The organism is Desulfopila sp. IMCC35008 (genome assembly GCF_010646885.2).
GTDB lineage: Bacteria > Desulfobacterota > Desulfobulbia > Desulfobulbales > Desulfocapsaceae > Desulfopila.
Genome location: NZ_CP050700.1, coordinates 5,836,969 through 5,856,537 on the forward strand (window position 1 = coordinate 5,836,969; position 19,569 = coordinate 5,856,537).

Here is a 19,569-nt window from a genome sequence, read left to right on the forward strand (position 1 = left end):
GCCTTCATTTGGAACATTTGTACTCGTGACAGTGAGGTTGATATGACCAGTGACGAGTGTAATGGTAACGGAATATTGGTTACTTAATGCGTTGTTATTGCGTAGTTTATTGCTATTGTTCTATGCCTCAGAATCACCCTATACCCTGCTTTCTACTTTATGAAGATACAGGGAAACATGTTTTGTGATGAGTGTAACTTGCTGTAATGACGCACTTGTTCTTGGCTTGGATGATGGTGTAACGTTTCGTGACAAGAAACCTGACCGATTGTAATTACAGTTTTTGCTACCCCCATACACTCACTCACGCTTACTTACTGAAAAAAACCCTTGGGGTAAATTTGGTGTAAAATTTATTCATATTGGGTGGATTTATTGAACGTATTGAACTTATTGAAAATCTATAAAACTACCTGTAACGCACTGAATCAAGAGGAAAAGCCTGCTGTGCTTCAATTCGATGGATAAATAGGGAGTCTAATTCGACTCCCGCCGCCTCCACCATATTGTTTCAATAATTACGGCAAGTTAATATTTTTAACTTGCCGTTTTTTGTTTGCCACGCGTTTGCCACCCCTGGACGCTTCATAAATAGATAAAGCGTCATCTGTTTGTATGGGAAGCTAATGATTAAGGCCAGACAAAGATGCTGTAGAATCAACGTCATGAATACTACTGCTTGGAGCATACGCATCTTCTTGCTAGTGCTTAAAACAACATGCATCTGCCGTGACAACCCAATGGGCATGCCTTAACTTTGCATGTGTAGGAGTATACAGTCCTTCACATAGAGTATTGCAAGAGGATTGTGTCTCAGGAATTTTCAATTATTCTAGAGAAGATTTCCAGGCTGTTAAGTTAAGGGAGGAAAATATGCAATCATTACGAATAGAAGACATAATAGTGCCAATTGCCGAGTACGCCACTGTCTCTCAAGATGCCACCTTATACGACGCCATACAGGCTTTGATAAAGGCGCAGGCTGAATTTGACCAATCAAAGTATATGCATAGAGCTATACTAGTATTGGGCGAAGATGGAGAAGTTGTAGGAAAACTCAGCAAGATTGATGTTATTCGTGGTCTTGAGCCAAATTATAAAAATATTGACCAATTCCCAGATCTCAAGCATTGGGGCGTGAGTAAAGAGACTGCTACCAACATTTTGAAAGACCTGCAGCTTTGGCAAAAGCCACTGAAAGATATTTGCAAAAAAGCCAGCTCCATCCATGTTCGTGATATCATGTCAAAGCCGGTGGATGGTGAGTATCTGAGTCGGGAGGCCACTCTTGATGAGGCTATACATCAGCTTGTCATAGGCCAGCATCAGTCTCTGCTTGTTGTTGACGGCCAAAAAGTCATTGGCATATTAAGGCTTTCAGACATATTCAGCACAGTCGCTCAACTCATCAATCAATGTGAGGTCTAGCCCGCATATTTCACTGATGCCATTTATTCATCCCGAAGTGGCTCGTGGCTCGCGTTGCTGGGGGGCACTTCGGGTTCTTATAGCTCATACCATGTTTTTATGCTCAGTAAGGGCACATTTCCCCTATAGTCCTCGTTTTTCTCCACACTTCAGGAGCGGTTGGCTTTCGCTTTTTGTACAGACTCGTAGTTCGCGACATGAGGTCGCTTTGAACATTTGTTTCCATATTATGTTTTAATGAAAACCGAGTGTTCTGCCACCGGTATCCAAGTGTTACCTTAGTCCGAGTTTATCCTTTAAGATCTTTAACCTTATGATTTATTTATGTTAAGGATGTGATCATTAGGCAGAGTTCCTGCTGGCATTAATATTGCCGTACAATGATCTTTGAATGATTTTTTCATAGGATTGAGTGTTTTTTGGCTGTTTTTCAATTTTCTGAAAAGCGTATTGCTGAATGATCAGTAATGGCAGCACAATGTCCTCTCTTATGTGGATAGAACGTCTTGATATTGGCTCTTCTTCCATCAAAAATCGGCTGTTAGAAACCAGCAGAACCATTTTCTTTGACAACTGATATTCTTCAAATAGAATTTTCCAGAATTTGCTATAGATCGGATCTTTTTCGGTATAAGCGGTTAAGGCAAAATAACATTTGGACATAGACATCATACTGTTCAACAGCAAGGTCTTGAAGAACAAGACATCTGTATACAACTTTTGCAATTCCTCCAGGCCAATATCATCCATCAGTTGTTTTAAGGCTGTTCCTATACCAAAATACCCGGGAACATTTTGTCGTAACTGGCTCCACGATCCAACAAAAGAAATTGCCCGCAGATCGGATAGTTCCAGCGTCTTTTTATCTCCTCTTTTTGCAGGTCTGCTGCCTATATTGGCATCAATATAATATTTTAAGGTGCTTCTGTTTTCTAGATAGGGAAGAAACAACTTGTGGTGTTTGAGAGCCGTATATTTTTCATAACTCAAACGTCCCAATCGCTCTATAACTTCCCGTGAATTTTCAGGAATTACTGTCGGTCTTATAGATAACCCGTGTGAGAGGCCGGCTGTGAGCATTTGTTCGCAATTATGGATGAAATGGGAGCGGGTGCCGTATAGACTGGTAATGGTCTGGCCCTGGATGGTTAACTGGATGGCGTTATTGGCGATCTGATGACTTTGTGAGGCATAGAATCTGTGTGATTTTCCGCCACCTCTGGCGGGTGGGCCACCTCTGCCATCAAAGAAGATAACCTTGATATGGTTTTGAGCACACATTGCAGACAGGTTTTCTTTTGTTTTGAAAATAGACCAGTTGGCATTGAGATATCCACCATCCTTTGTACCGTCGGAGAACCCCAGCATGATGGTTTGGGTGTCTTTCCTCTGCTGGAGATGATTTCTGTATTCAGGGATATCAAAGAGTTGCTGCATGATATCTCCTGCGTTCTTCATGCCAGCTATGGATTCAAATAATGGTACGATATCCACAGGAATGCTCTCGTTTTTCCAGCCACACCAACGCAATAACGCATAGACAAAGAGGATTGAGAGTATGTCCTCAGAATTACTGATGATATATCGATTGCAGCCGAGTTCTCCATTTTTCTGCTGTATCAACTTCATCTTTGCTACGGTGCGAATGGTATCTTTCGTGATCTCGTCTTGAAATTGATCTTCTTGAACATTTATATTTTCATGAACAAGAATGGAGATCAGTTGATCCTTCGTGAGCTCATCCAGGCTGCTTTTGATGTGGTTATAATTTTTCAGGATGAGTTCAATGACCTTTTTGTGTTCGCCATGGTTTTGTCGTATGTCGAGTGTTGCAAAATGGGTTCTGAATATTTTGACTTTATCAATGAAACTGTCCAGTTCATCGAGGTAGAGGCTGTTGAAACTTTCAATCAGGATTTTACGAATCTGCTTCAGCGGGATTAAGAGCTCTGCTGCCGAGAGTGTCTTTAACCGGTTAAACATGGTTAAATAGAGCTGTGATTTCAAATGAGTCACAATCTCTTCTATCCCGCGAAAGCTGAGTTTCGTCGCTAAGTTTTTGATCTCATGATAATAGCATTTCATCAAGGTCATACGGAGTTCATCCGCCACTTCTGCAGTTGTCTGCGCTGTTACAAAGGGGTTGCCGTCTCGATCTCCGCCAGGCCAGAAGCCGAGCTGAATAATGTCCGGGTTGTCAAAATCATTACCCGGGAGATTCTTCCTGATGGTGGAATACAGCTCGCCAACTGCGTCATAGTAGACGCTGCGAAGAAAATAAATGATGTTTTTGGCTTCTTCGAGGGGCGTCGGTTTTTCAGGGTTCATCAGAGACGTCAAGCCCAGCTGCTGCAGTGAAAGATCAATTTCATGGAGATTGTTTTCACGGATGAGTGATCTCAGGCGTGTAATAATATCGAGGACGGAACGTGGGTAAAATTGGGTGGGGTGAGCTGTAAATACTATCCGGACACTGAATTCAGAGATTTTTTTGAGAAGTATACTTCTCTGGTTTCGGCTGACAGCCATGTCGATACAATTTTTCAGGGACATGTGGTTGCCAAAGGTGAGCAATTGAGCAAAAGCCGCGTCTTCAACGCTGTCATACAGGACTATCTGTCTTTCTACATACTGGATTACCCTCAGCAAGAAATCAATTTTCTCTTCTTCTGAAACCATTTCAGAGTGAGCCGCAAAAAAGGAATCCAGAATGTTCAATGGTTCTTTGCCGGTTTCTAGTCCCCTCCGGCATTCATGACTCAGAAGGGGAATGAGCATGCCGGTCTGTTTAATTTTACGAAATGGCAGGTTCAGAAACAGGCTGTTATACACGTTAAACGTTTTCTCTACTGATCTCTCGAACGCTTTTTCCCTTGGTGATATGCTCATTTTCTGTTTCCTCCATGGTATCCCTCTGGGCCAGCAGGTAAACTATGGTCCATTCCGGTTTGGGGATTATCGGCCGACTGTCTGAAAAAACAAAAACTTTTGCATCTGGTCCAATCGAGAAAAGGGGAACAACCTCTTGCGGTCCGTGTTTAGCCAGAAATGTCTCGAAATCAAATTTTTCGGACAGGGTTGTCGAGCGGATCTCCCCATTTTGTGACAGTACCGAATCGATATACGAATAGGTTATTTCCTTTCCAAAAAGAATACGACCCTGTTTTTGCATTGATAATCTTCGCACCTCCAGACCGTTCGTCTGTGGTTTTGGCTGGAGGGTAAAAACGTTCTCATCACCAAGTTCCAGGTTGAAATGCAAGATGGCCGCTGCATGGATATTTTCATAGGGAGTAATTGAAAGGACCCTACCGATGCCGATAAGGTCAATATGACGATTGGCATGTTCTGAAATAGGGTTGCCAAAATAGGTGGGCAATCCATCAATTTTTGCCTTGGATATATTGTCCCAGCCCGTATCAGCAAGCAGGACCTTTATAGAGTTTTCCTTCAAGGCACTGGCAATTGCCCGAGCAACACTGTTCGCTCCGATAATCAGAAAACCTGTGGGTTCGGGCTCTGCCACTTTTAACCACTGGGCAATCGGGCGGGCTGTCATGCTTTGCAGGACCACCGTTGCAATAATAATAAAAAAGGTGAGGGGGACGAGTAAATGTGCATCAGCAACGCCCGCTTTTTCAAGTTGTACAGAAAACAGGGCAGATATTGCTGCGGCCACTATTCCACGAGGAGCAACCCACGCAAGCATATGACGTTCAGGCCAGGTGAGCTGAGACCCCAAAGAAGAGATCATGATGTTCAACGGGCGGGCCAGAAACTGGATGGCAGCAAATAAAAGAACAACTCCCCAACCAAGGCCTATGAGTTCCTGAATATCAAGACGGGCCGAGAGCATTATAAAAAGTATAGATATCAATAGCATGCTGATATTCTCTTTAAAGTCGAGAATTTCCTGAATTTCAACATGCTTCATGTTTGCAAGCCAGATTCCCATGATCGTCACGGTGACCAGTCCGGATTCAGGTTGAAGTGCATTGGAAGCGATAAAGGAAACAATGACCAGGGTCAGGGTGCCTAGGGTTTGCAGAAAAATCGGAAGCCAGTTGTTTCGGATGATGAGGCCGAAGAGGTAGCCGCAACTCACCCCAATAGAGCCGCCCACAAAAAGCATCTTTCCAAAGGAGAATATGGTGTGACCAAATGCCTCCTGACCGCTTCCTGATATTACGAACTCATATACTAATACGGCAAGACCTGCACCAATAGGGTCAATCACAATTCCCTCCCATCGGAGGATATTGGAAATAGAAGATGTCGGCCTGATTGTTCGTAGCATGGGGATAATAACGGTAGGGCCGCTCACCACCGCTATGGCACCAAACAAAAGCGAGATTTCCCAAGATAACTTGATTGCATAGTGTGCAGATAAGGCTGTAATGAGCCAGGTGACGACCATGCCGATAGAGACCATTCTTTGAACGACTTTCTCTAATCCTCGAATTTCTTCAAATCTGAGTGTCAGGCTTCCCTCAAAAAGGATCAAAGCAACCGACAAGGATACGAACGGGAAAAAGAAAGACCCCATAATCTTTTCTGGTGCCAGGATACCAAATACCGGGCCAGCCAGAATCCCGGCAATGAGCAGAAATACAATGCCAGGTAGCTTGAGACGCCATGCAAGCCATTGACACAATGTTGCCGTTATGAGGACTCCTGAAATGGCGAGTAGTACATTCTCAGGCATGATCTTTTTCCTGGATATTTTTCAATGGTCACCACCACAAGGGAAGAGAAACTAGATATTTTAAGTATAACGCAAACGTTGAAGCGGAGCGACAACGTTTTTGGACTTATAATCTGCTAGGATGTCAGGGTTGACCGGTTGAGGGGGCATGTTTGAGTCTGGTTTTGGGCAATTTTGCAGGATCAGGCAGTTTCAGCAATATTTCCTTCCATTCTGATAGAAATATACCTTCACTCGGCGAGTTGTTTGGATTCCGTCTTTGCGTTCCTGAAAGAACACTGGTCAGAGATAGTTTTTTTCTCGAATTGTCGTTGATAGCAGCAAGGGGATATTGACACACAGTTGTCCTGCTATATCCTATATTGCTATCGCAGTATTCACAACTTACTCTTGAGAGGAGATATAAATGATGAAAAAAATGAATGGTGCTGGTGTTTTCTTATTAGTGTTTTTTGTAATGACTCTATCAGCAAATGTATTTGCTGCGCAAAGCAAGGGTGATAGCGATCTTCAATTCAGTGGTGGTTTTTTTCATGCTCAGGGAGCAGACTCAGGCACGTTGAATGTTGATCTCAGTTACGGATACTATCTTTCGCAGAATTGGGAAGTTGGCGTAATCCAGTCACTTGGGTATGTTTTTGTTGATAATGCTGATGATACATGGGGAGCATCGACAATTCCGTTTATCAATTATCATTTTACGGGACTCTCTGAGAATGATAGCTTTCAACCGTTTGTTGGAGCCTTTATTGGCGCAAGCTATAATGAAGAAGACACCACTGGTACTATTGGCCCGCAAATAGGGTTTAAATCCTATATCACTGAAAAAACGTATGTTGTTGTAAAGTACCGTTACGAGTGGTTTTTTGATGAGTTGACTGTGGATGATATTGATGAGACGAAGAGTGATGGAAATCACGCCGTTTCAGTAGGTTTGGGTATAGTATTCTAATTTGGGTTTCAAGCAACATGATCAGGCAATTAGCCACATTTTGACATTTCTTGCCAGGTCATGTTGCTGTTTTTCCTTCCTTTTGATTTTCTAAGAATTTTTCCAGATTTCAGATAAGTTGTAAACCAGGGTAGTATTTGGGTTATCCGGATGTCAGTGCCTTACAAGACTCCTTTCCTTGGAGTGCAGTGTTCAGGCCTTAATGTGCTCAGGTGATATACGATCTTTAAGCGCCTTTGCTCACAGTGACACGTGCCTCCAAACCAATATGGTCTGGCTAGCAATTGCAGATAGTCGCGGTGGTTTTCTGAGGGGGGCTTGTTTGTTTGCCAAATGATTTAATGCGTACTCCCTGTTGCTCCTGAAATTATTAAATGGTATTGTAATGCCCTGTGTTTTCAGATTGTTCAGGGGGACGGAAGCGGTATGAGCTCCCTTTTTAAGAAACTTATATGTCGAGGTGAAGGGTATGAAAAAGATTTTAGTAGCGGTGCTGTTTGCATGCATGACGGTGTCACTGGCAGTGTCCTCAGGTTTAGCGGCCAACCCAAAGGTTAAAGTTGGTGTTCAGCCCTGGCTCGGGTACGGTCCCTGGTGGATTGCTGAGCAGATGGGTTATTTTGAGAAACATGGTCTTGATGGACAGATTGTCAATTTTACCTGGGATGCAGATATGATTGCAGGGCTGGCCAGCGGCAAGCTTGATGTCATTGCTGCAGCCACCAATGCACTTATTGCAACCCATAACAAGGACGTGGATCTCAAAGGTTTTCTGGTGCTCGATGCCTCGTTTGAGGCGGATGCCATTCTGGCACCCAAGTCTGTGAAGTCCATAAAAGATATCAAGGGAAAGAAAGTTGCATATGAAGCAGGAGCGACATCCGATCTGCTCATCAACTACGCCCTGAAGGCAAACGGTATGTCAATCGCAGATGTCAAACCGGTGAATATGGCAGCTTCAGATGCAGGACTGGCTCTTGTGGCGGGCAGAGTAGGTATTGCTGTCACCTACGAACCTTACATTTCAGCAGCACTCAAACAGGGGCAGGACTATCATGTGCTCTACACTTCTGCTGAAAAACCGGGCCTTGTGAGCGATGTTGCCATGGCAACCGGTGAGTACATAGAAAAAAACCCTGAGGTAATCAAAGCCTTGGCCAAAGTGTGGGATGACGCGGTAACGTATCTGAAAAACAACCCTGATGAGGGTGGTAAAATCATTGCCGATGCAGTTCACAGCCCGATGGACGAGTACAAGCTGGCAATGGAAGGCGTGCGGGTATACGATCTTGCCGAAAACAAGAAGATGCTTGGTGGTGAGTTCCAGCAGGCGATGACGATGATCAGTGAGATCATGCTTGAAACCAATCCCAAAGATATGGTGAAAATGCCAGAGATTGATAAGTTGCTGGCTGTTGAACCGGTTGCAGGGATGTAACCAACCGTGATTTACCTGAAATGAAATACTCCATCAGTTCCTGATGGAGTATTTTTTTGTGATTCTGGATGCAAGGATGTCAATGAGTCGAAATAGAAAATTACTCGAACTGCGTAACGATATTCCAAGGAACATCTATATTCTCCTTGGAGCTGGTTTTATTCTCTTTTTGCTGGTGTTGTGGCAATTGGTTACCGCTTTCGAGCTGGTCCGACCCCTCTTTCTACCGGCACCGGCAGCAGTATGGGCAGAAGGGGTGAGACAGGTAAGGGAGGGTATCCTTTACCTTGATGCATCTTCGAGTATTTACAGGATTGTTATGGGCTGGGGACTTGCCACAGTTTTTGCAGTTCCTGTCGGTTTTATGATGGGTAACTTCAAATTCTTTGAGGGACTGTTCGAGCCGTTTATTGATACCGTCCGTTACATGCCCGTGGTAGCACTTATTCCGTTGACGATCCTCTGGGCCGGAATAGGGGATTTTCAGAAGTTTCTCATCCTTTTTATCGGTACGTTTTTTCAACAGGTCCTCATGATAATGGATAACGTCAAGCAAGTTCCGTTGAATCTTATTCGTGTAGGTCAGACACTCGGACTCTCGCGTTTTGAGATTCTAAAAGATATTGTGTTACCTGCTTCAATGCCCGGTATTTGGGATACTTTCAGGATGACCATGGGTTGGACCTGGACCTACCTTGTTGTTGCTGAGCTTGTCGCAGCGGAAAACGGCCTTGGCCGGCGAATAATGGATGCTCAGCGCTACCTGGCTACGGATACGATCATCTTTGGAATCCTTTTTATAGGTTTCCTGGGTCTGGTGACCGATTATATTTTCAAGATATCCGGCAAGTACTTATTCTCCTGGACCAGCGGCAGGTAATTGTTAAACAAGAGAAACAGAGATGTCGAAACCGATTTCCATAAAAAATGTCACAAAATCCTTCCCCAAGTCGGGGGAGGAGCTTCTTGTCCTTGATGATTTCAGCCTTGAAGTTAGCCGGAGTGAATTCGTTACCGTGGTCGGGACTTCAGGTTGCGGTAAGTCCACCTTGTTGAAAATTGTTGGCGGGTTGATGCCGGTAACAAGCGGAGTGGTGCAGATTGAGAATGAGGTGGTTGAGGAGCCGGGCCTTGACAGAGGGTTTGTTTTCCAGTCCTACAGCCTTTTTGAATGGCTCACGGTGGAAAAGAATATCCTCTTCGCCCTGAAGAAACGGCCCCTCGATTCGAAAGAGAAGAAAGATATTGTTGCTCAGTATATTGAAGAGGTGGGACTCAGCGGTTTTGAAAAGGCCTACCCTAAGGAGCTCTCTGGCGGTATGAAGCAGCGGGTGGCCATTGCCCGTGCTCTTGTCTATAAACCAGCTATCCTGTTGATGGATGAACCTTTCGGGGCCCTCGACTCTCAAACCAGGGGAATGATGCAGGAGCTTTTGCTGCGGGTTTGGGAGAATCACAAAACGACAGTGCTTTTTATCACCCACGATGTGGAAGAAGCTATCCTGCTCTCAGATCGTGTTATCGTCATGTCATCAAGGCCAGGCAGGATTAAGCTTGAGAAGGAAGTGGTCATTGAACGTCCCCGCTCGTATGAAACGACAACCAGTGAAGGTTTTGTGTCTATAAAGCGCGAATTGCTTGATTCCATCCGGGAAGAAACGATGAAAATAACAGGATGATCACCTTTTAGAATTTCAGTTATCCGTATTTCCCTTCAATGATGTCGCATCCATGTGATGTCGAACTTACATGCTGTCAATTGCTCAAGAGCCGACATTGTAGTAGTGTTATTTGTAATAATAATTGGATGGCTTACATTGCTTAATAAATGATGCATTGACGCATATAAATGATACAACTACCAGGCCGTAAGGGGGAAAATAGAGTGGATGTCCTGCTGGATTTTATTCTTCATAGAATGGATACATTCCTTGCTCAATGGACAGTAAACATGGAAGAGGCGGGGTATCTCGAGCATACGACGGCCAAAAAAGAGGATTGCATTCTTAGCCTTAAAGGACTTATCGAACCGATACGGGCCTTGCACCTTCGTGATCCATCTTCTCTGAATTTTGCTACGATTCTAAAACATAACAGGGATCTTGCTGATTTTCTCGTTAATACTGGTCGACGGCATCAAGCCCGGGGACTCAAGGCAGAAATGTTTTTTGGTTGTTTTAAAACATTGTTGCACGCTCTAGAGGAGATCATCGTCCAATCCGATTTGCCGAATGATGAAAAGTTGAGAGGATATATTGAGCTAAGGCGGGCTGTGGATGCTGTCGAAACTATAGCTGTAGCAGACTGGGAAGGCCGTACACACGATACCAAACTTGATATACTGGCTGAAAAGAATCGCAGTCTCACCCTGGAGAAAAACAAATATGAGAACATTTTCGAGTCAACGTCTGATATCGTTCTGGTAATAAATGATGCAGGGGCAATACTTGAGATGAATGGTGTCGCGAGGGAGTATTTCGGTACTGGTCCCCTTGGGACGTTTGTATTCCCACACATTGGTCACCCGGATTACGGAGTGAAAGAATTTCTTGAGCGTTATCCCCATGATCGGAACCATGAAATCCGGCTGAAGGGCGGTGCTGAAATCTATTCAATGTTCATTGTGCCACTGAAAAAAGTTTCTCTTGCTTCCGCCGGTTATGTCATCATTCTCAGTGATATTACCTCCATAGTTGATCAGCGGACGAAGCTTGAGCAACTTGTTCTGGAGCGGACAGAGGCGCTCACGAAGTCTGAACAGCTTTTCCGGTCATTGTTCACTTCTGCCGGTGAGGGAATCCTGTTGGTTGATACTTCTCTTAAAATTGTGCAGGCGAACGAAAAGGCTGCCAATATGTTCGGCTTGACCCGCTCGTGGCTGGAGGGAGAGAACTGTGTCAAAATTATCCACCCCGACAGTATAGACGTTCTCCGGCAGGCAGCCTCCATCCAGGAAGATGATGTCTGGCACGGTGAGTTTAATGGCATAACCGGTAGTGGTGACGCATTTCCCGCCAGTATCACGGTGAATAAGTTCCGCCTTGGAAACGAGGTGTTCCTGCATCTTATTGTGCGGAACATCACCCAGCAAAAAGCCATGGAAAGATATCTGCTTGAGGAAAAGTCAAAGGCGGAAGAGATGAATGTTACTTTGCGAAATGTCATGAAGGCAATCGATCGTGAAAAAGATGATCTTGAGCTTTCGATAAACCAGAAAGTCACGACAAGTATTATTCCATCTCTGCAGAAACTGGCCACCGAAGAAAATGTCGAAGTGCGTGATATGTACATGAAAATCCTCCGGGACCAGTTGGCAGGTTTGACAAGATCCTCTGGTGCGCTCAACAATGAGGACATCGTGCGGCTCACTAAATCTGAAGTGCAGGTATGTCAGATGATTCAGTCCGGCTCCACCTCCAAGGATATTGCTGAGGGCATGGCTATTTCTATAGAGACTGTACAGACGCATCGTAAAAATATCAGAAGAAAGCTTGGGTTAAGCGGGAAAGATGTTAACCTCTTTGCATATCTGAATAAGTAGTTTTCAGTCTGAACCCCAGCTTTCTGTTTTCCTCGTCCTTCATCACAACTCACCTTCCGCCAATAACCCACCTCTTGCGCATTGGGTATATTGATCTACCCGATAAATACCCAATGCCTCCCGTTTACATCCTTTAGATACCCGTTTATCCTTTGTGAAAATCAACAGAGGGGGCAGTATATGGATAACGTTAAACTCCTTGAGTCGTTCAGAGATTTTTTCCACTATGGGAAAAAAGAGCACCTGCAACAGGCCTATGGGACCATGACCGCAGCCAGCGGGATTGAGAGGAACCTTCAAGAGGTCGACTGGGACATGGAGGAATTCACTTTCAATAAGTTGTTTGTTGGTCCCATGTCTCCGCTGGCACCTGCCGTAGCATCGATCTATCTCGATCGTGAAGGATTAATTCAGGGTGATGTGACGGATGAAATCCGAACTTTCTATGCATCCATAGGGCTCAGCCTGGCCAGTGTCGGCAGTGAACCTGAGGATAGTCTGGCCTATGAACTCGATGCCTGCCGACACCTGTTGTTTTTGGCTCGGGAAGTTCCGGAGGCGAAGGCAGCGCTCAACTCTTTTATCAATGAACACCTCTCATTATGGATACCTGAATTTACCACCAGGGCAATGGAGCACTGCACCGATTCGGTTGTTGTGAGCGATGTGCTGAAGATGTTGTCAGAGTGGGTTGAAAGTGAGAATGGAAAAATAATGCAACACAAGGAGAAGGAATGAAAAAAAAGCCGGATGAAACAAAAAAGTCAGCTATATGTCCTTTCAGCAGGCGGGGATTTTTAAAAGGCATGCTTGCGACTGGTGTGTTGGCATCTGTACCTGCCGGAATTCTTCGTGCTCATGCCTGGGAGCGTATTCACTATGAAGGTGGGTATGAGACTTTCCGTAACGCATGTCCGAGAAACTGTTACGACACCTGCAGTATTAAATCCTATGTGCGTAATGGTGTGCTGGAGTTTATCGAGGGTGCACAGGAGTCCACCTTTACTGACGGGGCTCTGTGTGTGAAGGGGTACGCATACCCTCGCAGGGTATATAGCCCTGACAGAATAAAGTACCCGATGAAACAGATTGGCAGAGGGACCGGCAACTGGAAGCGAATCAGCTGGGATGAAGCCCTGACTGAGATCGGCAAGAAAATTCTTGAAATAAAAAAGAAGGACGGGTCACTGTTGGGAATGGCGCTGGATAAATACAGCGGTAACTTCGGTATTACCCATTATGGTGTCGAGGGCATGATGAGCTCTCTTGGTTATACCAGCCGGTTTGTCGGCACACCATGCTGGCCAGCAGGCATCGACGCCCAGAATTTTGATATGGGCAACATGTGGTGTAATGATCCGGAGGATTTTGTTAAGGCAAAATACATTATCCTCTGGGGTGGCAACCCGGCTTGGAACTCCATGCACACCATGAAGTTCATTTACGAGGCGCAGGAACGAGGTGCCAAGCTGGTGGTTATCGATCCGCTGCTAACTCAGACCGCGGCAAAGGCTGACCTTTATGTGCGGGTCAAAACCTCGCAGGATGGTGCGCTTGCTCTTGGTTTAGCACGGCACATCGTCGATAAAGATCTGTATAACCGGGAGTTTGTCGAGAAATACAGCAAAGGATTTGACGACTTTGTAAGCTACCTCAAGACCAACGTGACCGTTGAATGGGCTGCTGAACAGAGTGGTGTACCTGTTGAGGTTATCAAGCAGATCGCTGAGGAGTATGCGAAAGCTGAACCCGGAACAATCTGGGCCGGATATGGACTGCAGAGGCACATAAACGGCGGAGCCAATGTGCGGGCGATTGACGCACTGGCCGCAATGACCGGCAATATCGGTAGAGAGGGCGGTGGGGTCAGGTATGGGCATCTTCAAACCTGGGGTTTTAACTACAATGCCATGGTCCAGAAGCAACCCGAGGGATCTGTCGGGTATACGGGGAAAGACAAGATCAAGAGCGAGTTTACGGCAGAGCAGGAAGGCGCTGCCAATTATTCAGACAGAACTATAAATATCAATAAACTGGCCGAGTCGATCCTGACCGTTGATGAGCCGCCGATCCGGTTGTTGTGGGTTGCCTGTAAGAATCCGTTCGCGCAGGATTTTGACAGACCTAAGCTGCAGAAAGCCTTTGATAAACTTGAAATGGTCGTTGTGGTCGACCAGTTTTTCAACGAGACCGTGCAGAATGCCGATATCGTCCTGCCGTCAACGACCCTGTTTGAGGAGTATACCGTCAACGTTTCGTATTGGCATTATTGGCTGAGCATCAATGAAAAAGCTATCCCGGAGCAGTATGAGGCGAGAAGCGATCTGCAGATTGGTGCAATGCTCTCCAAGAAGATGAATGAGCTTGACGCCGGCTCCTGTACATTCCCGGAAATTATGGACACCAGGGAGTGGATGGAAAAAGAATTCAACGACGGCATCCATAAACTCTTCGGGATCAAAAGCTGGGAAGATCTTCGCAGCGGTCCGAGAAAGGCCAAACTGCCTTCCAGTGCCTCCTGGCACGACAGAAAGTTCGCGACACCTTCAGGAATGTACGAATTCAGCTCAGATCTTGCCGCCGAATATGGTCATACCAAACTACCCGAATACAGGGTCAGGAGAAAAGCGTATGACAAGTTCAGGGTACTTACACCGCACACCCAGTTCGGGCTGCACTCGCAGTTTGTGAACATCGACTACATGGAAGATTTCAACAGAGAGCCATTTGTCTACATCAATCCCAATGCCGCAAAAGCAAAAAATATCACCGACGGTGATATGGTGAAGGTTTTCAACAAGGTCGGAACCGTGACCGTTAAAGCAAAGCTCACCGATAACGTGGCTGAAGATGTCATCCTCATGTATGAGGCGTGGTTTAGGAAGGCAAATTACAATGTACAGAATCTTGTGGATGATGAGTCTTCTGACATGGGTTCCTTCAAAACCGGTGCTCCGGGTGTGGCCATACATGATCAGTTTGCAGATATAGCGAAGGCGTAGGGAGAAAAAAATGAAAAAACAGCTGGCCTTTATGGTCAATTCCAAAAAATGTATAGGCTGCTACTCATGTGCTCTGGCATGCAAGAATCAGTATCATCAGGAGCCGGGAGTGGTTTGGCGTGATCTGACACCTCTTTCAGAAGAACACTATCCACATCGGGAGCGGGCCTTCTACTCGCTTGCCTGCAACCACTGCGATAAGCCTGTCTGTGTTGAAGTATGCCCCGTACAGGCGCATGTGAAGAGGAAAAAGGACGGTATTGTCGTGCACACTGCAGAAAAATGTGTGTATTGTCATGCATGTATCGATGAGTGTCCCTATGGCGCGGCAAAAGATAATCAGGTTCTCGAGCGGGCGGAAAAGTGCAGCATGTGCGTTGAGCGTGTAGATGCAGGGCTGAAACCGGCATGTGTACTTGGCTGTCCCACCAAAGCGTTGACGATCATAGATCTTGCGGATTTGAAGAATCCCCAGGCGGAGCAATACCCCCCCGGCATTGAGAAGCATGAGGGCCTTAATCCTTCAACCAGGTTTATCAGGCCGGCATCCCCTGAATTAGCACTTGCAAAACAGGACTCCTGAAAGGATGGCCGGGCGTACAGGCCCGGCCATGATCGCCCATGACTTTACGACAACTGATTATTATGGTGAGTGTATTGACCGCTGTGTCTGCTGCATCGGCAGCTGATTATGCGGTCGGCATAGATGAATGGCTGCATATCCCGGTTGCAATACCTCAGCAAAAAGCTGGTGGCGGGGATTTTTATAATCTACAACTTGAACCCCTTCATTCCGGAAAGCCGGTAGAGTATGAACTGGTACAAGAGGGCATCAATGTTCGATCGGGCACAGCAGGTGTGTATGATTTCAGAGTGGTGGTGAATCACGTTACAAAATCGAGTTGTGCTGGAGTTGAAGTCAATGAGTTCAGTAACCAGGAGTTACGGCTTTATGTCAGGGACTGATCCATGTACAGCTGCTTTGGTTCTGGATACTTCAATAATGGATGTTCGTCTGAAATTGCCAGACAAAGATGATCTGGAAACACAGGATGGCCTGCGTTTCATGACATGTATGATCCCTGGCTCTGATCTCTTGTTCTGCAAATTATTATAGAAACATGCCAGTTGAGGAACGACCGACTCTAGCCCGCGCAGGTTGAGAACAAGTGGTAAAGCAACGCGCATCGGTGTATGAGGATTTAGGATTAGGTGTCACCAGGGAAAGGGTTATCCTGTTCGCATAGGATAACCCTTTCATTATTGTTTTGGCTCGAACGTTACAAATCTAGCCTTGATACCTGTCAGCAATCTCCAAACTGCATTTTACTTGAACTGGATGCGCGAAAGCCGTCAACTCTATCTCCGTCCCGGCAGATGATGTTCCCCTTTAATCCTTTCTTGTAATAAGCGGTCCAGATATAGCGCCCTTTATCGCGATTACCATGAAGCCTTAATGGTCTCCCGTCAATCTCGCATGAATCGTATTTCGGTGCATCCGAACAGAGCACCAGGGATGAACCACGACCGTCCCAGGATCGAGGATTCCAGTGGTGATAGTTGTCGGTGTATTCAATAGTGTCTTCGCTGCTGACACTCGCAGCTTGAACGGACGGTTGGGCTGCTGACTGTGTCTCTCCTGCACCACCGCTGACATCGTCGTCGTCATCATCAAACCAATCACAAGCCGATATGGATAAAGCCAAAGTCAGGCAAAAAGCTAATCTAATTAATTTCATCATTTTCTCTCCTTCTGTTATTTCATTTAGGATTGTTTTCACCAAAAAAAATCTATATAAAACGACGTCTTCCAATCAATTGCCAGTTTGTCGTCGTGTTGATCGGACGAATAGTGTCCAGATGATCAGGTGGATTAATACAAATCACAAAAAAGTGGCAGGCGGGCACTCTGTAGAGAGTGCCCGTGTATTTGTGAAGATTGCTTTTGTTATCATTGAAGATATAGGAGGTTTCAGCGATGAATTCGCTTAGGAGGCTGGAGGCTGCAGCTTTTGAAGTGCTTCAATGCGAGCCGGAATAGGGGGGTGACTTACAAAAAAGCGGGACAGGCCATTCTCTTTCGGCCTGATTCCAAAAGCCGCAACATGTTCCGGAAGCATCGATGGCTGCCGGTGTTCCTGCAGTTTCTGCAGGGCATTGATCATTTTTTCGTTGCTCGTCAGGTAAGCCCCTCCCCTGTCGGCAACAAATTCTCGTCGTCTTGAAAACCACATGACGATCATGGATGCAAAAAGCCCGAGGAATAGTTCCAGGACAATGGTCACACCGATATATCCGAAAAAACCCAAGCCACCCTCGCCTTCCTCGTCACTCATAAAGGTATTGATGGCATTGGCTGCAAGACGGGAGAGAAATATAACAAAGGTGTTGAGCACTCCTTGTATGAGTGAAAGTGTGACCATGTCGCCGCAGGCGATATGGCTTATTTCATGAGCCAGCACCGCCTCCACTTCCTCTCGGTTCATGTTTTCAAGGAGGCCTGTTGAAACTGCGACCAGGGCGTTGTCCTTTTTCATTCCGGTAGCAAAGGCGTTCATTTCAGGTGCCTGGTAAATAGCAATTTCCGGCATTCCTATCCCCGCATCCTTTGCCAGTTTGGCGACAGTATCATGGAGCCATAACTCAGTTTGGCCTTTGGGGGTGATGATTGGGGTGGCTCCCGTTGACTTTTTGGCAATCCATTTTGAGAGGGCAAGCGAGATAAACGAACCACCCATGCCAAAGACTGCGGCCATTATCAACAGTCCCCCGGTAGATCGTGAATCGAGGCCGAAAAGGGTCATCATGATGCCAAGCAGCAAGAGTATGGCCAGGTTTGTCACAACAAAAAGAATAACTCTTAACATCTGCACTCCTACTTAAAAACGTTTCCAGGTTGATTCGAATAGCTGTTTGAAATACCGGCGAGGAGGGTCCTGCATCCGGGAGGACAAGGACCAGGATAGTTACCCCTCCCCGCCGGGAGGGAGTTCGTCTGTTTAAAACAGCAGGTTACATGAGCTTTCCGTTCACCAGGAAATGAACCCAGATGCTTGCCGCATAGCCAAGTGCAATGGCCGGGGTCCATTTCAGGTGGCCAAAGAAGGTGTATTTCCCTCGGGCCTGACCCATAAGTGCGACACCTGCGGCAGAGCCTATTGAGAGCATGGAACCCCCGACACCGGCTGTAAGGGTCACGAGAAGCCATTGCCCGTGAGACATCTCGGGCATCATGGTCAGAACGGCAAACATGACCGGGATATTATCAACAATTGCCGAAAGTATGCCTACCAGGATGTTTGCAGTTGTGGGACCAAGATCGAGATACATTATTTTCGAGACCATTCCCAGGTAGCCGATAAAGCCAAGGCCGCCAACGCAGAGAATGATGCCGTAGAAAAAGAGCAGGGTATCCCACTCGGCACGAGCCACCTTGGTGAAGACGTCAAAGGGTACAATCTGGCCGATGCGCTCTTCAGCTTTTTGGGGGTCATAGCTTTTCGGATCGGGCTTGTGGGTTTTGTTCAGGTAAAAACCATACAGTTTCAACAGTGAAAGACCGGCCATCATTCCTACCATCGGTGGCAGGTGCAGGAAATTATGGAAGCTGACTGCTGTGGCTATGGTCCAGAGAAACAGACCGATAATGATAAATGCGCCTCGTTTAAGTTTCAGGTCCTCGATATTCGGGTCGGGATGGCGGTTCGGGATGGCAAAATGCATAATAGCTGCCGGGACAAGCCAGTTGACGACTGAGGGGATAAACAAGACCAGGAATTCCTGGAACTGAACGATACCTTTTTGCCAGACCATCAGTGTGGTGATGTCGCCAAAGGGACTAAACGCGCCACCTGCATTTGCGGCAACCACAATATTTATACAGGCGAGCAGGACGAACTTCTTGTCTTCCTTGCCGATGGCCATGACGACGGCACACATCAGCAGGGCCGTTGTCAGGTTATCGGCGATAGGTGAGATGAAGAATGCCAGGACGCCGGTAATCCAGAATAATTTCCGAAAAGAATAACCGGCGCCGACAAGCTTGACTCGCAACACCTCGAACACCAAACGCTCTTCCATGGCGTTGATAAAAGTCATGGCAACAAGCAGGAAGAGAAACAGTTCCGCATATTCAAGGATGTTATGGCGGATAGCAGTTTCAGCAACGCCGGTTATACCGTTCATGGCGTATATGAGACCAATAAGGCCCCAGATGATACCTGCTGCAAGCAGGACCGGTTTTGATTTTCGCATATGGGTGACTTCTTCGAGCATGACAAAGGCATATGCTATGACGAAAACCACAATGCCGAGATAACCGACCCAATGACTGGTAAGATTGAGAATCTCACCGGTGCTGGCAGTACCGGCAGCGGCAAGAGCGTTTGTGCCGAGGCCGAGCAGTGCAGTAAAAGTGGTGATCAAACAAATGATGCTCAGTCGCTTCATGATACAACTCCTGTTTTATTTATAGTTTTCCTCCATCGGCACCCCGCTGGCGCC

The 19,569-nt window shown here is 46.2% G+C and carries 15 protein-coding genes; 10 read left to right on the forward strand and 5 right to left on the reverse strand.

What is annotated here, in order from left to right; translation table 11 throughout:
- The first annotated feature begins 873 nt into the window (after window positions 1-873).
- Window positions 874-1,428 (forward strand): HPP family protein, encoded by a 555-nt coding sequence (locus tag GA520_RS25035; protein WP_163336135.1) that lies wholly within the window; start codon window positions 874-876, stop codon window positions 1,426-1,428.
- Between the two features lie 342 nt (window positions 1,429-1,770).
- On the opposite strand, the gene GA520_RS25040 is transcribed toward GA520_RS25035, so the two are convergent.
- Together GA520_RS25040 and GA520_RS25045 are read right to left on the reverse strand one after the other, a co-directional pair.
- Window positions 1,771-4,317 (reverse strand): phosphoenolpyruvate carboxylase, encoded by a 2,547-nt coding sequence (locus tag GA520_RS25040; RefSeq protein ID WP_163336136.1) that lies wholly within the window; start codon window positions 4,315-4,317, stop codon window positions 1,771-1,773.
- Window positions 4,262-6,133, reverse strand: a complete 1,872-nt coding sequence (locus GA520_RS25045) for a sodium:proton antiporter (protein WP_163336137.1) — start codon at window positions 6,131-6,133, stop codon at window positions 4,262-4,264. Before GA520_RS25045 ends, GA520_RS25040 begins: the two co-directional genes overlap by 56 nt.
- A 406-nt stretch (window positions 6,134-6,539) precedes the next feature.
- On the opposite strand from GA520_RS25045, the gene GA520_RS25050 reads away from it, so the two are divergent.
- The 9 genes from GA520_RS25050 to GA520_RS25090 all read left to right on the forward strand — a co-directional run bounded on the left by GA520_RS25050 (window position 6,540) and on the right by GA520_RS25090 (window position 16,032).
- On the forward strand, window positions 6,540-7,085 hold the full coding sequence (locus GA520_RS25050) for a hypothetical protein (RefSeq protein WP_163336138.1): 546 nt from the start codon (window positions 6,540-6,542) through the stop codon (window positions 7,083-7,085).
- A gap of 469 nt (window positions 7,086-7,554) precedes the next feature.
- Window positions 7,555-8,523 (forward strand): ABC transporter substrate-binding protein, encoded by a 969-nt coding sequence (locus GA520_RS25055; RefSeq protein WP_163336139.1) that lies wholly within the window; start codon window positions 7,555-7,557, stop codon window positions 8,521-8,523.
- 82 nt (window positions 8,524-8,605) lie between these two features.
- A complete protein-coding gene (locus tag GA520_RS25060) occupies window positions 8,606-9,403 on the forward strand; it encodes an ABC transporter permease (RefSeq protein WP_205749188.1) in 798 nt (265 codons plus the stop codon).
- Window positions 9,404-9,425: 22 nt separating this feature from the next.
- On the forward strand, window positions 9,426-10,202 hold the full coding sequence (locus GA520_RS25065) for an ABC transporter ATP-binding protein (protein ID WP_163336141.1): 777 nt from the start codon (window positions 9,426-9,428) through the stop codon (window positions 10,200-10,202).
- Window positions 10,203-10,372: 170 nt separating this feature from the next.
- Complete coding sequence (locus GA520_RS25070) at window positions 10,373-12,064, forward strand: PAS domain S-box protein (protein ID WP_163336142.1); 1,692 nt, start codon at window positions 10,373-10,375, stop codon at window positions 12,062-12,064.
- Between the two features lie 180 nt (window positions 12,065-12,244).
- On the forward strand, window positions 12,245-12,802 hold the full coding sequence (locus GA520_RS25075) for a molecular chaperone (protein ID WP_163336143.1): 558 nt from the start codon (window positions 12,245-12,247) through the stop codon (window positions 12,800-12,802).
- Entirely contained in the window at window positions 12,799-15,066 is a 2,268-nt protein-coding gene (locus tag GA520_RS25080; protein WP_163336144.1) for a molybdopterin-dependent oxidoreductase, read from the forward strand. The genes GA520_RS25075 and GA520_RS25080 overlap by 4 nt, the downstream gene beginning before the upstream one ends.
- 10 nt (window positions 15,067-15,076) lie before the next feature.
- Window positions 15,077-15,649 carry a 4Fe-4S dicluster domain-containing protein gene (locus tag GA520_RS25085; RefSeq protein WP_163336145.1) on the forward strand — a complete coding sequence of 191 codons (573 nt, stop codon included), beginning with the start codon at window positions 15,077-15,079 and terminating at the stop codon, window positions 15,647-15,649.
- A gap of 38 nt (window positions 15,650-15,687) precedes the next feature.
- A complete protein-coding gene (locus GA520_RS25090) occupies window positions 15,688-16,032 on the forward strand; it encodes a hypothetical protein (RefSeq protein ID WP_163336146.1) in 345 nt (114 codons plus the stop codon).
- A gap of 338 nt (window positions 16,033-16,370) precedes the next feature.
- On the opposite strand, the gene GA520_RS25095 is transcribed toward GA520_RS25090, so the two are convergent.
- The 3 genes from GA520_RS25095 to nhaD form a co-directional block, all read right to left on the reverse strand.
- Complete coding sequence (locus GA520_RS25095; protein ID WP_163336147.1) at window positions 16,371-16,808, reverse strand: hypothetical protein; 438 nt, start codon at window positions 16,806-16,808, stop codon at window positions 16,371-16,373.
- 246 nt (window positions 16,809-17,054) lie between these two features.
- Entirely contained in the window at window positions 17,055-17,933 is an 879-nt protein-coding gene (gene htpX, locus GA520_RS25100) for a protease HtpX (protein WP_163336148.1), read from the reverse strand.
- Window positions 17,934-18,078: 145 nt separating this feature from the next.
- The gene (gene nhaD, locus GA520_RS25105; protein WP_163336149.1) at window positions 18,079-19,515 is read right to left on the reverse strand and encodes a sodium:proton antiporter NhaD; all 1,437 of its coding nucleotides are present in this window, start codon (window positions 19,513-19,515) and stop codon (window positions 18,079-18,081) included.
- Between the last annotated feature and the right edge of the window lie 54 nt (window positions 19,516-19,569).

Excerpts from the sequence above, each read along its gene's own strand:
- GA520_RS25060 (WP_205749188.1), top strand. The coding sequence starts at position 8,606 with ATGAGTCGAAATAGAAAATTACTCGAACTGCGTAACGATATTCCAAGG.
- GA520_RS25085 (WP_163336145.1), top strand. The coding sequence starts at position 15,077 with ATGAAAAAACAGCTGGCCTTTATGGTCAATTCCAAAAAATGTATAGGC.
- GA520_RS25055 (WP_163336139.1), top strand. The coding sequence starts at position 7,555 with ATGAAAAAGATTTTAGTAGCGGTGCTGTTTGCATGCATGACGGTGTCA.
- htpX (WP_163336148.1), bottom strand. The coding sequence starts at position 17,933 with ATGTTAAGAGTTATTCTTTTTGTTGTGACAAACCTGGCCATACTCTTG.
- GA520_RS25090 (WP_163336146.1), top strand. The coding sequence starts at position 15,688 with ATGACTTTACGACAACTGATTATTATGGTGAGTGTATTGACCGCTGTG.
- GA520_RS25035 (WP_163336135.1), top strand. The coding sequence starts at position 874 with ATGCAATCATTACGAATAGAAGACATAATAGTGCCAATTGCCGAGTAC.
- GA520_RS25040 (WP_163336136.1), bottom strand. The coding sequence starts at position 4,317 with ATGAGCATATCACCAAGGGAAAAAGCGTTCGAGAGATCAGTAGAGAAA.
- nhaD (WP_163336149.1), bottom strand. The coding sequence starts at position 19,515 with ATGAAGCGACTGAGCATCATTTGTTTGATCACCACTTTTACTGCACTG.
- GA520_RS25075 (WP_163336143.1), top strand. The coding sequence starts at position 12,245 with ATGGATAACGTTAAACTCCTTGAGTCGTTCAGAGATTTTTTCCACTAT.
- GA520_RS25045 (WP_163336137.1), bottom strand. The coding sequence starts at position 6,133 with ATGCCTGAGAATGTACTACTCGCCATTTCAGGAGTCCTCATAACGGCA.
- GA520_RS25065 (WP_163336141.1), top strand. The coding sequence starts at position 9,426 with ATGTCGAAACCGATTTCCATAAAAAATGTCACAAAATCCTTCCCCAAG.
- GA520_RS25050 (WP_163336138.1), top strand. The coding sequence starts at position 6,540 with ATGATGAAAAAAATGAATGGTGCTGGTGTTTTCTTATTAGTGTTTTTT.
- GA520_RS25070 (WP_163336142.1), top strand. The coding sequence starts at position 10,373 with ATGATACAACTACCAGGCCGTAAGGGGGAAAATAGAGTGGATGTCCTG.
- GA520_RS25080 (WP_163336144.1), top strand. The coding sequence starts at position 12,799 with ATGAAAAAAAAGCCGGATGAAACAAAAAAGTCAGCTATATGTCCTTTC.
- GA520_RS25095 (WP_163336147.1), bottom strand. The coding sequence starts at position 16,808 with ATGATGAAATTAATTAGATTAGCTTTTTGCCTGACTTTGGCTTTATCC.